Source organism: Sphingomonas sp. 179-A 2A2 NHS (assembly GCF_045371305.1).
Classification (GTDB): Bacteria; Pseudomonadota; Alphaproteobacteria; order Sphingomonadales; family Sphingomonadaceae; genus Sphingomonas.
The window spans coordinates 1-14,672 of record NZ_JBIQDE010000006.1; the positions used below are offsets into that span (position 1 = coordinate 1).

A 14,672-nucleotide genomic window follows, 5' to 3' on the forward strand; every position below is an offset into this window, starting at 1 on the left:
TGCCGCTCACGCCCCGCAGAGGCAGCTTTGTGCCGCCCGTCGAGTTTGCGCTCAGGCACCACCTCGCTATCCGTGAGATTGCTCCGGCGTCTCACACGCCCGAGGTGGCCTATGGAGGAAGAACGATGATATCAGCGGAGGCTAAACATGCCTGAACCGCGCCGGCCGGCGGTGAGCACCTAGTTAACAGCCCGCAGGTGTGGACGCCGCGAACCACATCAGGGACGCACGGACGGATCAGCCATCCGTCTCAAAGCACATTCGCCAGCGATGGATCGCAATCGCTCGGGAAGACAGAGCCTAAGTCATCGATGCTTTGCTATTTGGGGCGCTCGCCAAAGCATTCAGTGCTGTATGGACGTCGTTTCTACGGCAGACGTGCATCCGTGCTCAAAGAGCCGGCGGCGAGCCTACCGCCTCCAACGACGCAAGCGGACTGGAACACTCTATATAGGGCGCGCTTGCTCCCGACTTGTGGAACGGCAACATCTACGACCGAACGGGAGCGGCGAACACGCAACCGGCGAGCCAGAACAGCATCGCGCCCGGCATCTCAATGTGTCTGACGGTCTCGCTAGATCGCCCGCACGTCGCGAGCAGCACGGCATATGGAAACACCGTGGCGGAGAGGGTGGGATTCGAACCCACGGTACCCGTAAAGGCACAACGGTTTTCGAGACCGTCCCAATCGACCACTCTGGCACCTCTCCGCGAGGCAACCGGGCGTGCCAGATGGCGGGCCCGGTGGATCGAGGGCGCGCCTCTAACGTGGTTGTGGTGGCGGCGCAAGCGGCTGCTTGTGCAGCGCGCAAGAGCAACTAGATTGGCCACATGTCCGCCGAACCCACCACCGCGATCCCCGCTGACGCGCCCGTCGCGCCGCCGATCGCCCATGCCCGCTTCACGATCGGCGATATCGTGCGGCACCGCATGCTCGATTTCCGCGGCGTCATCTTCGATATCGATCCGGTCTTCGCCAATACCGAGGAATGGTATCTGTCGATTCCCGAGGGGCTTCGCCCGCGCAAGGACCAGCCGTTCTACCATCTGCTCGCCGAAAACGCCGAATCGACCTATGTCGCGTATGTGAGCCAGCAGAATCTCGTCCATGACGAAAGCGACGAACCAGTGGATCATCCGGCGATCGCCGGATGATCCACTGGGCTCACCGACGGCCGCTATCGCCTGCGCCGCGAGCATCGTCACTGATAGATCAGGTGGAGATCGGGCCGGCAGCGCGATTCATCTTCGCTGCCGCCCCGCTCAACATTGACAAGCGACGGCGACTCTACTAGCTGCGCCGTTCCTCCTGGCCCGGTTTCCGGTCCGGGCACAGACATTTGGGTAGAGTGACAGGGCCATGTTCGCAGTCGTGCGCACGGGCGGCAAGCAGTATCGCGTTGCCGCCGGAGACAAGATCGTCGTCGAAAAGCTGGAGGGCGATGCCGGCGCCTCCGTTACGCTGAGCGACGTGCTCCTCGCCGGCGAAGGTTCGGAGCTGAAGCCGACCGACGGGCTGACCGTCGCGGCTGAAATCATCGCGCAGGCGAAGGGCGAGAAGGTTATCGTCTTCAAGAAGCGCCGCCGTCACAACTATCGCCGCCGCAACGGCCACCGCCAGAACCACACGATCCTCAAGATCGTGTCGATCGGCGCGTCGGCCTAACCGCGAAGCGTAAGGAGCAAGCACCATGGCACATAAGAAAGCAGGCGGCTCGTCGCGTAACGGTCGTGATTCGGCCGGTCGTCGTCTTGGCGTGAAGAAGTTCGGCGGTCAGGAAGCGATCGCGGGCAACATCCTCGTCCGTCAGCGCGGCACCAAGTTCTATCCGGGCCGCAACGTCGGCATCGGCAAGGACCACACCCTTTTTGCGCTCGTCGACGGCCGCGTGGTGTTCCACGAGGGCAAGCTCGGCCGCAAATTCTGTTCGGTCGACATGATTGCCGAAGCGGCAGAATAACATCGGGTAACCATCCGGGTTGCCCACCAGGGCGATCCGGAGCCTCCATCAGGGAGGCCAGCCAGAAACAAGGGAGCCGGGTCCGCCCAGGCTCCCTTTTTTCATGCTCCCTCAACACGCATGTCGCCGGCTCGTCATGACGAGCGGCTAACGGCGCACGGGAGGAGAGCGCACCATGTTCGCGCGGACGAAGAGACTGACGCTGCGGCCAAGCTGGCCGGAAGAAGCGGAGACGCTGACGCAAGCCATCGCCCATGAAGAAGTGGCGATGAAGCTCGCGCGGCTGCCGTGGCCCTATAGCGTGGGCGATGCCGAGGCCTTCCTCGCGGTGCCGCGGGGCCCCACCGACGCGCGCTTCTTCATCCTGGCGCATGACGGCTCCTATCCGCGGATGGTCGGCGGGATCGGCCTCAACGCCACCGGCCGCCACACCGCCGAACTCGGCTATTGGCTGACCCCCCAGGCATGGGGCCGCGGCTATGCCACCGAGGCCGGGCGCGCGGTGATCGACATGGCGCGGCACGCGCTGCCGCTGCGCCGGATCGAGGCGAGCCATCATCTCGATAACCCGGCCTCGCGCCGGGTGCTGGAGAAGCTCGGCTTCCGCGAAGTGCGGCGCCAGCCGCTCTATTCGCTCGCCCGTGGGGGAGAGGTGGACTGCGCGGTGCTCGCGCTCGATCTCGAGGGCGAGGCGGAACCGGCCCGAATGCGGATCGCCGCGTAGCATCGCAGGCCCCTACGCAACGGCCGGGCGCCTCCCCCGTCCGGCCGTTCGCATCCCTGTGCGCCCGCGTGCCACCCCGTGGCGCCGCGGATGTCGCGGATTGCAAAATCGTGGCGAACGGCCGACAGCGCGGCCATGTCCGTTGCCCCTCTCCGCCGTCGCCTCAGCCCGGAAGAATCGCGCGCCGCCGCGATGGAGGCGGCCAGCGAGCTGCTGGTCGAGGTCGGCCCGCAGGCGGTCACGCTAAAGGCTGTCGGGGCACGGATCGGCCGCACCCACGCCAATCTCCTGCATCATTTCGGATCCGCCGAAGGGCTGCAGAAGGCGCTGATCGAACACATGGCCTCCCGCATCGTCACCACGATCAAGGAAGCGGTGATTCGCTCGCGCGAGGCGGAGGATCCCGCCGAAGTCGTGGATCTCACCTTCGATGCGTTCGGCAAGAACGGCGCGGGCGCGCTGGCCAGCTGGATGATCCTCAGCGGCAATGAAAATGCGCTGGATCCGATCCTCACCGCAATCCACGATCTGGTCGAGGATCTCGCGCAGGACCAGCACGCCCCGGGCGCCCCGATCCGTGAAGAGACGCTGCAACTCGTCCTGATGGCGCTCGGCGATGCACTGCTTGGCGGCTCGATGGCACGCACGCTCGGCCTGCCGCGCGACACGGCCCGCCGCCTCGCCCGCGGCATGCTCCTCGCCGACCGGGGCAAGTAACCCGCCCGCGCACGCACAAATCAGTCGTCACCTCCGGCTCGATCCGAGGTCCCGCTTCTTCATCCTTGAAGACATGCCGTAAGCGCCCGCGGGCGAAACCAACGCGTCGCGATGGAATAGGGGGGAGGCAGGCGCGTCGCCCGTTTGGGCCGCGGCACCAGCACCGCTTCGCAGAACCGACACTGTCGGCGCGCTTTACACCTGCCGCTTGTGCGCGCGGCACGTTAACCTTCCGAACCCGCGCGTTTCCGCCGATCCTGCGCGGCTGGCACGCGCACTGCATCATGATCAGTGCACCGAGCGTGGTTACGCTTCAGCCGGGCGGGTGCGTCGCTTCTTCGATCTCGCGACGCCCCGCCCGCACCCGGTAATCTTCAGTGTCAGCCGGCCTTGGCCTGGTCCTTCAGCAGATCGGCAAGCTCGCCGCTCTCGTACATTTCCATCATGATGTCGGATCCGCCGACGAATTCGCCGCCGACATACAGCTGCGGGATGGTCGGCCAGTCCGAATAGGCCTTGATGCCCTGGCGGATCGCCTGGTCCTGCAGCACGTCCACGCTCTCGAAATCGACATTGAGGTGCTGGAGGATCGCCACCGCACGGCTGGAGAAGCCGCACTGCGGGAACAGCGGGCTGCCCTTCATGAACAGCACAACGGGATTGTTCTTCACCACCTCGTCGATGCGGGCGTGGGAGTCGTCGGTCATCTTCTTGATCCTCGCGGGGAAACTGCTGCGGACTATTTCGGTACCGACGTCGTCAACTGCAAGGCGTGGAGCACGCCGCCCATCCGCCCGCCCAGCGCGGCGTAGACGGCCTGGTGCTGCTTCACCCGCGGCATGCCGGCGAAGGAGGCGGACGTCACCTTCGCCGCATAATGATCGCCATCGCCGGCCAGATCAGTGATCTCGACCTCGGCGTCGGGGATGCCTTCGCGGATCAGCGCGGCAATCTCGTCCGCCGCCATCGGCATGTTACTTCAGCTCCATCAGCTGGCGGCGCGCGACGATCGTCTGCTCCTCCAGCGCGGCGCGCACTGCGGCCTCGTCGGTGTCGATCCCGGCGGCGGTCAGATCACCCACCACCTTGCGCACGACGTCTCCGTCGCCGGCTTCTTCCAGATCGGCGTGAACCACCGTCTTGGCATAGGCATCGGCTTCCTCGGGCGTCAGCTTCATCAGCTCCGCGGCCCACTGGCCGAGCAGGCGGTTCCGGCGTGCCACGACGCGGAACGCCATATCCTCGTCGTGCGCGAACTTGGCTTCAAAGGCGCGCTCGCGATCGTCGAAGGTAGTCATGGTTTTGCGTTGCTCCTGTTTGATGCCGGAATAGGTGGGCGGAGCACGCGACGCAACATGCGCCACATCGTTCGTGTCGCCTCATGCACCGACAGCGGATGCCGGGCCGCACCCGCGGTCCGCATCTGGCGATCCGCGGGACGGTCGATTGGCCGTCCCGCGTGCCGCTCAGTCGGCCACGCGCACCACGAGCTTCCCGATCGCGCCGCGGCCGGCCATCTTGGCGATCGCATCACCGCCCTTCTCGAACGGGAACACCTCGGTCACCTTCGGCGCGATCTTGCCCTCCCGCCATAGGTCGAACAGTTGCTTGATGCTGGCGCGGTTCTTCTCCGGCTCGCGCGCGGCATAGGCGCCCCAGAACACACCGCGAATGTCGCAGCTCTTCAGCAGCGTCAGGTTCAGCGGGATCTTCGGGATACCGGCCGGGAAGCCGATCACCAGATAGCGGCCTTCCCACGCCATCGATCGCAGCGCCGGCTCGGCATAGTCGCCGCCCACCGCGTCATAGACGAGGTCAAAGCCGTTCTTCCCCGCCTTCTCCTTGAACGTGTCGGCCAGCGCTTTGCTCTCGTCCTTGGAGAAGGGCGCGCGGCCATAGATGATCACGTCGTCGGCGCCCGCCTCGCGCACGGCCTGCGCCTTCTCTTCGCTCGATACGGCGCCCACCACGCGCGCGCCGAACGCCTTGCCCAGTTCCACCGCGGCCAGCCCGACGCCGCCCGCCGCGCCCAGCACCAGCAGGGTCTCGCCGGCCTTGATCTGCCCGCGATCGACCAGCGCGTGGATCGTCGTGCCATAGGTCAGCAGCAGCGCCGCGCCTTCCTCGAAGGAGCGCTCGTCCGGCACCGAATAGATATTGTCCGCCTTCATGGCGAGCTTCTCGACCAGCCCGCCCATGCCGGTGTTGCCCATCACCCGATCGCCCGGCTTCCATGCCGTCACGCCTTCGCCGACGCTCTCGACCACGCCGGCCACTTCGCCACCCGGGGCGAACGGGCGCTGCGGCTTGAACTGGTATTTGTCCTCGATGACCAGCACGTCGGGATAATTGATCGCGCAGGCCTTCACCGCGACGATGACTTCACCGGCCTTGGCGACGGGATCGGGAAGCTCCCCGATTTCCAGCGTTTCAGGTCCGCCCGGCGCTTTCGACAGCAGTGCTCGCATGTTTCTCTCCCGCGATCCACGGGCGATGCTCATCCAGCATCGCCTCGAATTTCGAAATCGCGGTATCCCTTGCCAGCGTCAGGCCGACTTCGTCCAGCCCCTCCATCAGGCACCGGCGACGGAACGCGTCCAGCGCGAAGACGAACCGGTCCTGATAAGGGGTGGTGACGGTCATTGTCTCCAGATCGATCGTGATCTCATCCGTCTTGGCGACCTCGATCAGCCGGTCCACCGCTTCCTGCGGCAGAACGACGGGTACGATTCCGTTCTTGAATGCGTTGCCGGAAAAGATGTCGGAAAAGCTCGGTGCGATCACCGCCTTGACGCCCATGTCGCCCAGCGCCCAAGCGGCATGTTCGCGGCTCGATCCGCAGCCGAAGTTGTCGCCGGCGATCAGGATCGGGCTGCCGGCATAGGCGGGATCGTCGAAGATGTTGCCCGGCTGCGCACGCACCGTCTCGAACGCGCCGCGGCCAAGGCCGGCGCGCGTGATCGTCTTCAGCCAGTGCGCCGGGATGATGACGTCGGTGTCGACGTTCTTCGCACCCCAGGGATAGGCCTTGCCCGAAACGTTGCGCACCGGCTCCATCAGCGGCCCCGCACCTTCGCCAGGACGGAGGGCTTGGCGATCGCAGCATAAGCCGCGACGCCGCTCAGCATCGATCCCGCGACCAGCAGCACCAGAATCTTCTTCATGTCGTCCTCCCCTTACGCCATCAGCTCGCGCACGTCTGCCAGCCGCCCGGTCACTGCCGCCGCGGCCGCCATCGCTGGCGACAGCAGGTGCGTGCGCGCCCCCGGCCCCTGCCGGCCGACGAAGTTGCGGTTGGAGGTGGAGGCGCAGCGCTCGCCCGCCGGCACCTTGTCCGGGTTCATCGCCAGGCACATCGAGCAGCCCGGCTCGCGCCATTCGAATCCGGCGGACAGGAAGATCCGGTCCAGCCCTTCCGCTTCCGCCTGCCGCTTCACGAGCCCCGATCCCGGCACCACCATCGCGCGCACGCCATCCGCCACGTGGCGGCCGTCGGCGACGGCGGCGGCGGCACGGAGGTCCTCGATCCGGCTGTTGGTGCACGATCCGATGAAGACATGCTGCACCGGCACGTCCTGCAGCCGGGTCCCCGGTGTCAGGCCCATATAGTCGAGCGACTTCTGCGCCGCTTCGCGCTTGGACGGGTCGGCGAAGCTCTCCGGCGCCGGCACGGTGCCGGTGATCGACACCACGTCTTCCGGGCTCGTGCCCCAGGTCAGGGCTGGCGCGATCTCGCTTGCGTCAATGATGACGGTGCGGTCGTACGTTGCGCCCACATCGCTCGCCAAGCTGCGCCACCAGGCGACCGCCTTGTCCCAATCCGCACCTTTCGGCGCCATCGGGCGACCTTTGATGTACGCGAATGTACGGTCATCAGGCGCGATCATCCCCGCCCGCGCGCCCGCCTCGATCGACATGTTGGCAACCGTCAGCCGCCCCTCGATCGACATCTCGCGGATGATGTTGCCAGTATATTCAATGACATAGCCGGTCCCGCCCGCGGCGCCGATGCGCCCGATGATCGCCAGGATCACGTCCTTGGGCGTCACCCCGAACCCCAGCGTCCCCTCGACCCGCACTTCCATCGTCTTCGACGGACTTAGCAGCAGCGTCTGCGTGGCGAGCACATGCTCCACCTCGCTAGTTCCGATGCCGAAGGCGAGCGCGCCCAGCGCGCCATGCGCCGACGTGTGGCTGTCACCGCACACCACCGTGGTGCCGGGCAGCGTGAAGCCCTGCTCCGGCCCGACGACGTGGACGATGCCCTGCTCGGCAGCGAGCGCATCGATGTAGGGGACGCCGAATTCTGCGACATTCTGGCGCAGCGCCGACAATTGCGTCGCGCTTTCCGCGTCAGCGATCGGCAGCTCGCGGCCCGCTGCGTCGACGCGCGGCGTGGTCGGCAGATTGTGATCGGGCACCGCCAGCGTCAGGTCCGGCCGGCGCACTTGTCGGCCCGCCGCGCGAAGCCCTTCGAAGGCCTGCGGGCTGGTGACCTCATGAACGAGGTGGCGATCGATGTAGATCAGGCACGTCCCGTCGTCGCGTCGTTCGACGACATGCGCGGCCCAGACCTTCTCATAGAGTGTGAGCGGACGGCTAGCCATGTTGCCGCGCCCTTACCCGAGATGGGCGTGGGAGGAAAAGGCCACTTTCCTCCTCGGGCAATAAAAGTTTTCTCCGCCCCGCCTCTCGAGACCGAACATTGCGTAACCGGACCCGAGGGCGCGCCCAAGGGACAACCTTAACCCAGCGCCACCTCGTAATAGGCCGTCGTCTTCGACGCGACGTCCTCCGCCGTCACCCCCGGCGCCAGCTCGATCAGCCGGAACGCGCTCTGGTGATCGGGACGCTGGAACACGGCGAGATCGGTGATGATCATGTCCACGACGTTCTTGCCGGTGAGCGGCAGCGTGCAGCTCGGGATGAACTTGGGGCTTCCGTCCTTCGAGACATGCTCCATCACCACGATGATCTTCTTCACCCCGGCGACGAGGTCCATCGCGCCGCCCATGCCCTTGATCATCTTGCCCGGGATCATCCAGTTCGCGATGTCGCCGTTCTCGGCCACTTCCATCGCGCCCAGCACGGTGAGGTCGATATGCCCGCCGCGGATCATCGCGAAGCTCTGCTCGCTGCCGAAATAGACGCTGTTGGGAAGTTCGCTGATCGTCTGCTTCCCGGCGTTGATGAGGTCCGGGTCCTCCTCCCCCTCATAGGGGAACGGCCCGATGCCCAGCATGCCGTTCTCGCTCTGCAGCGTCACCGTCATCCCTTCGGGGATGTTGTTGGCGACGAGCGTCGGGATGCCGATGCCCAGGTTCACATAATAGCCGTCGCGCAATTCTTTTGCGGCCCGGGCAGCCATCTGGTTGCGGTCCCAGCCCTTCGGCGTTTCAGACACGGGGGCAGTCTCGGGCATCAGTGGCTCCGTCCTTCGATCGGTGTGATGGTGTTGAATTGTTCGCGCAGTTCCTGGCCGACGCCGTCGACGATCGCCTGCAGCGCCTTGTTCTCGTTGACCGGCCAGACGGCGGCATAGGCCTTGGCGGCATGGCGGATGGTGTCGGCGATGAGATAGCCGAACACGCGCGGATCCTCGAGGACGCCGGGGTCGATCAGCACCGTGCTGCCGACCCCCTCGGTTACCCAGATCCGCGCCGCCTCGACCGAGCGATCGCCAAGCGCCGCCACGCCGTCGATATCAATTTCCCTCGGCTTGCTCATGGCCGCTCCGCCACCACCGCCGCGCCCGGGAGCGCGAACCAGGCAAGGCCGGTATAATCGCGCCGTTCCCCGCCGCCGCTCGCTACCACGCAGCCGCTGCGCGCGATCGGCCGCACCGCCGCCGCGGTCGAAACTTCGGCATCCGGCTCCGCCATTCCTGCGGCTGATAGGGCCTTCTTCGCCGCGACCGGATCGGCGGCGATGAAGGTCACGCTCGCCCCCATCGTGCGCAGTGCATTGAGCGAGGCAACCGCCGCATCCCGCTCCGCCGCTCCAGCCTTTGCGACGCTCGCATCAATCAGCACGGCAGTCTTGCCGTCGGGGCAGGACGCGCCCGACGTCATCGCCCGGGCGACATGGCGGATAAGGGCGCGCCAGCCAGCCTCAGGGGCCGGTGCGCCGGGCTTGCCGGACGTGCTGCCATCGGGGGCGGGAAGCGCGGAGCCGGCCGGCAACACCTGCAGCCTCGCGGTGGCGGGGATCTCGGTTCCCGGCAGCGGGGCGGCGGCCACCGCAGGCGCAGTGATCCGGGTGCGCTCCTTCTTGCGCTTGGGGCCATCCAGCTTGCGCTTTCCGATCGTGCCCGCTGCCGCGACCGGGATCACCGCCGCGACACAGCCGGACAGCATCCCGCCAAGCGCCAGCGCCGCCGCGATGGTCGCGTGCGGCCGGCCGGTCACGCTGTCACCTGCTCCGCTGCTTGGGCGGGCCGGGGGCGGGTCAGGCGGAACTCGATCTTCTTGTCGTACGGCGCGCCGACGATCATCCGCTTCACATAGATGCCCGGCAGGTGGATGTGGTCGGGATCGAGGCTGCCGACCGGCACCACCTCCTCGACTTCCGCGATGCAGACCTTGCCCGCGGTGGCCATCGGCTGGTTGAAGTTACGCGCCGTCTTGCGGAAGATGAGGTTCCCGCTCTCGTCCGCCTTCCAGCCCTTGATGATGCTGATGTCGGCCCGGATGCCCCGCTCGAGGATATATTCCTCCCCGTCGAACACCTTCACTTCCTTGCCCTCGGCCACCAGCGTGCCGACACCCGTCTTGGTGTAGAAGCCGGGGATGCCGGCGCCGCCCGCGCGGCAGCGCTCGGCGAGTGTTCCCTGCGGGCAGAATTCCACCTCCAGCTCGCCGGAGAGATACTGGCGCTCGAATTCCTTGTTCTCGCCGACGTAGGACGAGATCATCTTCTTCACCTGGTGCGACCGGAGCAGCTTCCCCAATCCCTCGCCGTCGATGCCGGCATTGTTGCTGGCGATCGTCAGGTCCTTCACGCCCGATGCCTGGATCGCGTCGATCAGCCGCTCCGGAATGCCGCACAGACCGAACCCGCCGGCGCAGATCGTCATTCCGTCATGCAGCAGGCCGTCCAGCGCCGCCGCGGCATCGGGATAAAGCTTGTTCATGCGGTGCCGCCTCTCGATTTCGTATCGGCGGTAACGATTAGCGGCTTGGCACCCGAGCTTCAAGCAAAGGTGAATGGTGGTTCAACTTTGCTCGTCCAGTCATTCCCGCCGTCAGAAGGTGGTTCGCGCCACCCCAAGGGCGTCGGCCAGATCGTCCAGCGCCTGCGCCTCGCCAGTAACCTTGATCGCGTGCATGCCCAGCGCCGCCGCCGGCTTGCAGTTGATCCCAAGATCATCGAGGTACACGCAGCTCGCCGCGGGCTTGCCGAGATAATCGAGCATCATCTGATAGATACGCGGATCGGGCTTGCGGATCCCCACCTTGCTCGATTCGATCACATGATCGAACCGCGCCAGCACCTCGGCCACCTTCGCCGCCTTCTCCGCGGAACGGGACATGCCCGCACCCTCCCCCGCCGGCACGTTGTTGGTGATGCACCCGAGGCGGTAACCATTGCTCTTCAGCCAGTCGATCGCGTGGACCATGCGCGGGCGGATATCGCCGGACAGCAGCGCCAGCACGTCCTCGCCGCGCAGCTCATGGCCAAGCGCACGCGCTTCTTCGGCAAACATCGTGTCGAAGCCACCAGCGTCGATCTCTGCGCGTTCAAACAAAGCCCAGGCGTTCGCGTCCGGGTTGGTGGCGTTGATCTGGCGGATCAGATCGTGCGGCAATCCGCGCTCGCGCTCCAGCCGATTGAACGCCTCGAACGGGGACGAGGTGACCACCCCGCCGAAATCGAAAATAACCGTGTCGCGCATCCGCTCCCGCTTTCTATTCTCGTGACAGGCGGCCATCGCCGTGCCTGCTGCGCCCGTCAATAGCGGCGCCAGCGATAGCGAACGTCCGGCAAGCGCTCCTCGTTGCCGCTTGTGCCGCGTGGTGGATCTGCGCCGCCTCAGCCAGGTCATCCTCGCGAAGGCGGCGCAGCGTGATCAATATTCCAGCTTCAGCCCCGGCCGGTTCCAGCGCGTCTTCACCAGCCGCCCGGTGCCCGACAACGTGAGGTACGCATCGCGCATGTCCTCGCCGCCGAAGCAGATGTTGGTGGTGAAGATATCGTCGGTCGCGACGAACTCGACCAGCTCGCCCTCCGGCGAGATCACGCTGATCCCGCATTCGCCGATCGTCGCCACGCACACGTTGCCCGACGCCTCGACGGCGAGGGAATCGAAGAACTTCCAGCCGGCAGGGCGATAGACCGGGATGCCCGGCCCGCCGACGCCGGCGGCCGCATCCACCTTGCCCGGCGCGGTCACGGCGAACTTCATCAGCCGGCAGGTGTAGGTTTCCGCCGCATAGAGCCACTTGCCGTCCGGCGAGAGGCCGCAGCCGTTGGGGTTGTTCGACGGGAAGACGACTTCTTCCAGATGGCTGCCGTCGGCCTTGGCGTAGAAGATGCCGACCACGTCATGGACGCGCTTCCTGTGGTCCACCTTGCCGTGGTCGGTGAACCAGAAGCCGCCGTGCTTGTCGAACACCAGATCGTTCGGCCCGCGCAGCACGCAGCCGAAATCGCCCGATTTGTACAGCACCTCGACCTGGCCGGTCGCCGGATCGATCCGCTCGATCCGCCCGCCGGAATAGTTGCTGGCGATCCCGCCCGGCGCCAGCATGCCGTTGTTCTCGTGCCAGTCGAACCCGCCGTTGTTGCAGCAATAGAGCATGCCATCGGGCCCGAGCGCGAGGCCGTTCGGGCCGCCGCCGGGCTCCGCGATCGTCTCCTTGCGGCCATCGGGATGGACCCGCGTGATCCGCCCCGGCTCGATCTCGACCAGCGCGATGCTCCCGTCGGGCATCATCACCGGCCCTTCCGGAAAGCGCAGGCCGTCCGCCACCAGTTCGAAATCCGCCATCATCCTCTCCCTCGCTGCCTGGCGCCTCCGCTCATCCGCGAATTTCCGCCGTGTCGACGGTTACATTCACGAGGGCGGCGCCAGAGGCAAGGGAAGGCGTGACGGGGGCCGTCAGTTGCGGAAGCTGGGATCGATCCGGTCGAGCTTGCGCAGCAGTGCCGGCCAGGCGAGCTTTTCGGCCAGCTTGCCCATGCCCGCCGGCGCGCTTTGCCCGGCGACCTTCTCCTCCACGCCCTGCGGCGGATTGTTGAGGTTCTCGCGCCCCGCCGACAGCATCAGCACCTGCGCCTCGCACGCGCGCTCGAGGAAGTAGAGCCGCAGGAAGCAGGACGCGACACTGTCGCCCACCGCCAGCGTGCCGTGGTTGCGCAGGATCATCGCGTGCTTGTCGCCAATGTCCGCCACCAGCCGCTCGCGCTCATCGAGGTCAGTCGCGATGCCCTCATAGTCGTGATAGGCGACATTGTGCTGCGCGATCATCGCCGTCTGGGTGTGCGGCAGAAGGCCGAATTCCATTGCCGACACTGCCTGGCCGTGCGGCGTGTGGAGGTGCATCACCGCCGCGGCATCCTCGCGCGCCATGTGGATCGCCGAGTGGATGGTGAAGCCCGCCGGGTTCACCGGGTGATCGGTATGGCCGACCGGATTGCCCTCGACATCGATCTTGACCAGGCTCGAGGCGGTGATCTCCTCGAACATCATGTCATAGGGGTTGATCAGGAAGTGATGCTCGGGCCCCGGCACGCGGGCGGACAGGTGCGTGAAGATCAGATCGTCCCAGCCGTACAGCGCGACGAGGCGGTACGCCGCAGCAAGATCAACCCGCGCCTCCCACTCGCCGGGGGCATATTGGGCGGTGTTGTCGACCGGTGCCAGCGTGGCCATGGCGTGCTCTCCTGATTGCGATTTGCGCGGGATCATAACGGCGCGCCGGGACAGGGGCAATCGAACCCGGATCGGGGCGCGAATCCCGGCGATAGCGCGACCGTTCGCGGACGATTGCAGAAAACGAATGTTGAGGAAGTTGAGGCGACAGCGCGTTTTTCTCCAACACCCTCAACATTGGCGGCGATCGGCAACAGGGCAGGCGTCAGGCGCATCATCATCGCCGCTTAGAACATGATCCGTGCCATGTAGGACAGACGCCGGCGGATCACTCCGGCGTCATCACCACCTTCAGCGCCTCGCGCCGGTCGAGGATGGCGTATGCCTCGGCGCCCTGCGACAGCGGCAGCCGGTGCGAGATGTAGCGTTCGGGCCTGAGCTGCCCCTTCTGCACCATCGGGATCAGTTCCTGCCACCAGTGCGGCACGGAGCAGGTGCCGGTGCGGAACGTCAGCCCGCTGGCGAAGGCGCGCTCCATCGGGAAGGGGAAGCGCCGCGTCTGGTTGACGCCAAGGCATGACACCGTGCCCCATTTGCCCACCAGCCGAAGCGACAGATCGATCGTCGCGTCGGCGCCCACCGCCTCGACGACGCTGCTGCACATCCGGCCCTTGGTGTCTTCGCGGATGAATTGCACTGCTTCTGCCGGATCGACGCCGACCGCGCCCAGCCCTTCAGCAATCGCGCGCCGCTCGGGCACCAGGTCGATCGCATAGACCCGCCCCGCGCCCATCGCGAAGCAGCCTTCCACCGCCATTAGCCCGATCGGGCCGAGCCCCACCACCGCGACGCTCGCGCCCGGCTTGATGTCGGCATTGCGCACCGCCATCCAGCTGGTCGGCAATGCATCGGTGAGCATCAGCGCCTGCTCGTCGCTGATTCCTTCGGGGATGCGTCGCGCATTGACGTCGCCCGCGGGCACGCGCACCGCTTCCGCCTGGCTGCCCTGCAGCGCCGCGGACAACCCGTAGCAGCCGGACCCGTTGTTTTCGCATTCGTGCACCCGGCCCATCAGGCAGCCGGGGCAGGCGCCGCAGCCGACCGCGGCGGAGATCATCACGCGGTCGCCTGATTTCAGGTTGCGCACCGCGCGGCCGATCTCGACCACTTCGCCCACCGCCTCATGACCGACGCAGAAGCCTTTATCCTCGGAAAAGCCGTGGCCGTGATAGATGTGGAGGTCGCTGCCGCAGATCGCGCAATGCTTCACACGGACCAGCACGTCGCGGTCGTCCTGCAGCGCTGCATCCTCGGTCGATCCGTACTGGATGTCGCGCGCGCCGAAATACCGCAATGCCTTCATGATCCGCTCCCTTATGCCTTCGCCCAAGGGGAGCGGAACGGCGGACGCGCGTCAACCGGCCTTCGGAAATCCCGGATAGCCGCGACGTGGCCC

General features: G+C 66.3%; 19 protein-coding genes and 1 tRNA gene. 5 read left to right on the plus strand and 15 right to left on the minus strand.

Annotated elements, in window-relative coordinates:
- Window positions 1-620: 620 nt before the first annotated feature.
- A tRNA-Ser gene (locus ACH0AE_RS13815) sits at window positions 621-710 on the minus strand.
- A 121-nt stretch (window positions 711-831) separates the two neighbouring features.
- Here ACH0AE_RS13815 and hspQ point away from each other — a divergent pair.
- From hspQ to ACH0AE_RS13840, 5 genes are all read left to right on the plus strand, one after another.
- Window positions 832-1,155: a heat shock protein HspQ gene (gene hspQ / locus ACH0AE_RS13820; RefSeq protein WP_406875815.1), complete on the plus strand. Its 324-nt coding sequence runs from the start codon at window positions 832-834 to the stop codon at window positions 1,153-1,155.
- A gap of 205 nt (window positions 1,156-1,360) precedes the next feature.
- A complete protein-coding gene (gene rplU, locus ACH0AE_RS13825) occupies window positions 1,361-1,666 on the plus strand; it encodes a 50S ribosomal protein L21 (protein WP_046406359.1) in 306 nt (101 codons plus the stop codon).
- 25 nt (window positions 1,667-1,691) lie between these two features.
- Entirely contained in the window at window positions 1,692-1,961 is a 270-nt protein-coding gene (rpmA, locus tag ACH0AE_RS13830; RefSeq protein WP_066780771.1) for a 50S ribosomal protein L27, read from the plus strand.
- Window positions 1,962-2,136: 175 nt separating this feature from the next.
- The gene (locus tag ACH0AE_RS13835; RefSeq protein WP_294444874.1) at window positions 2,137-2,685 is read left to right on the plus strand and encodes a GNAT family N-acetyltransferase; all 549 of its coding nucleotides are present in this window, start codon (window positions 2,137-2,139) and stop codon (window positions 2,683-2,685) included.
- Between the two features lie 135 nt (window positions 2,686-2,820).
- Window positions 2,821-3,402 carry a TetR/AcrR family transcriptional regulator gene (locus ACH0AE_RS13840; RefSeq protein WP_294444875.1) on the plus strand — a complete coding sequence of 194 codons (582 nt, stop codon included), beginning with the start codon at window positions 2,821-2,823 and terminating at the stop codon, window positions 3,400-3,402.
- Between the two features lie 380 nt (window positions 3,403-3,782).
- On the opposite strand, the gene grxD is transcribed toward ACH0AE_RS13840, so the two are convergent.
- The 14 genes from grxD to ACH0AE_RS13910 form a co-directional block, all read right to left on the minus strand.
- A complete protein-coding gene (gene grxD, locus ACH0AE_RS13845; protein ID WP_294444876.1) occupies window positions 3,783-4,109 on the minus strand; it encodes a Grx4 family monothiol glutaredoxin in 327 nt (108 codons plus the stop codon).
- A gap of 32 nt (window positions 4,110-4,141) precedes the next feature.
- Window positions 4,142-4,375, minus strand: coding sequence for a BolA family transcriptional regulator (locus ACH0AE_RS13850; RefSeq protein WP_294444877.1), 234 nt, complete (start codon window positions 4,373-4,375; stop codon window positions 4,142-4,144).
- 1 nt (window position 4,376) lies between these two features.
- Window positions 4,377-4,700: a DUF1476 domain-containing protein gene (locus ACH0AE_RS13855; RefSeq protein ID WP_294444879.1), complete on the minus strand. Its 324-nt coding sequence runs from the start codon at window positions 4,698-4,700 to the stop codon at window positions 4,377-4,379.
- A gap of 168 nt (window positions 4,701-4,868) precedes the next feature.
- Window positions 4,869-5,870 (minus strand): NADPH:quinone oxidoreductase family protein, encoded by a 1,002-nt coding sequence (locus ACH0AE_RS13860; protein WP_294444880.1) that lies wholly within the window; start codon window positions 5,868-5,870, stop codon window positions 4,869-4,871.
- Window positions 5,833-6,459 (minus strand): 3-isopropylmalate dehydratase small subunit, encoded by a 627-nt coding sequence (gene leuD, locus ACH0AE_RS13865; protein ID WP_294444881.1) that lies wholly within the window; start codon window positions 6,457-6,459, stop codon window positions 5,833-5,835. Before leuD ends, ACH0AE_RS13860 begins: the two co-directional genes overlap by 38 nt.
- Before the next feature lie 119 nt (window positions 6,460-6,578).
- Window positions 6,579-8,009 carry a 3-isopropylmalate dehydratase large subunit gene (leuC, locus tag ACH0AE_RS13870; RefSeq protein ID WP_294444882.1) on the minus strand — a complete coding sequence of 477 codons (1,431 nt, stop codon included), beginning with the start codon at window positions 8,007-8,009 and terminating at the stop codon, window positions 6,579-6,581.
- A gap of 137 nt (window positions 8,010-8,146) precedes the next feature.
- The gene (locus tag ACH0AE_RS13875) at window positions 8,147-8,824 is read right to left on the minus strand and encodes a CoA transferase subunit B (RefSeq protein ID WP_294444883.1); all 678 of its coding nucleotides are present in this window, start codon (window positions 8,822-8,824) and stop codon (window positions 8,147-8,149) included.
- Window positions 8,824-9,129, minus strand: a complete 306-nt coding sequence (locus tag ACH0AE_RS13880; protein WP_294444884.1) for a DUF5076 domain-containing protein — start codon at window positions 9,127-9,129, stop codon at window positions 8,824-8,826. Before ACH0AE_RS13880 ends, ACH0AE_RS13875 begins: the two co-directional genes overlap by 1 nt.
- Window positions 9,126-9,809 (minus strand): hypothetical protein, encoded by a 684-nt coding sequence (locus tag ACH0AE_RS13885; RefSeq protein ID WP_294444885.1) that lies wholly within the window; start codon window positions 9,807-9,809, stop codon window positions 9,126-9,128. The genes ACH0AE_RS13880 and ACH0AE_RS13885 overlap by 4 nt, the downstream gene beginning before the upstream one ends.
- On the minus strand, window positions 9,806-10,534 hold the full coding sequence (locus tag ACH0AE_RS13890) for a CoA transferase subunit A (RefSeq protein ID WP_294444886.1): 729 nt from the start codon (window positions 10,532-10,534) through the stop codon (window positions 9,806-9,808). Before ACH0AE_RS13890 ends, ACH0AE_RS13885 begins: the two co-directional genes overlap by 4 nt.
- A gap of 111 nt (window positions 10,535-10,645) precedes the next feature.
- Window positions 10,646-11,296, minus strand: coding sequence for an HAD-IA family hydrolase (locus ACH0AE_RS13895; protein WP_294444887.1), 651 nt, complete (start codon window positions 11,294-11,296; stop codon window positions 10,646-10,648).
- A 174-nt stretch (window positions 11,297-11,470) separates the two neighbouring features.
- Entirely contained in the window at window positions 11,471-12,391 is a 921-nt protein-coding gene (locus ACH0AE_RS13900; protein WP_294444888.1) for an SMP-30/gluconolactonase/LRE family protein, read from the minus strand.
- 111 nt (window positions 12,392-12,502) lie between these two features.
- Window positions 12,503-13,276 carry a class II aldolase/adducin family protein gene (locus ACH0AE_RS13905; RefSeq protein WP_227772205.1) on the minus strand — a complete coding sequence of 258 codons (774 nt, stop codon included), beginning with the start codon at window positions 13,274-13,276 and terminating at the stop codon, window positions 12,503-12,505.
- A gap of 268 nt (window positions 13,277-13,544) precedes the next feature.
- The gene (locus ACH0AE_RS13910) at window positions 13,545-14,579 is read right to left on the minus strand and encodes an alcohol dehydrogenase family protein (RefSeq protein ID WP_294445232.1); all 1,035 of its coding nucleotides are present in this window, start codon (window positions 14,577-14,579) and stop codon (window positions 13,545-13,547) included.
- Between the last annotated feature and the right edge of the window lie 93 nt (window positions 14,580-14,672).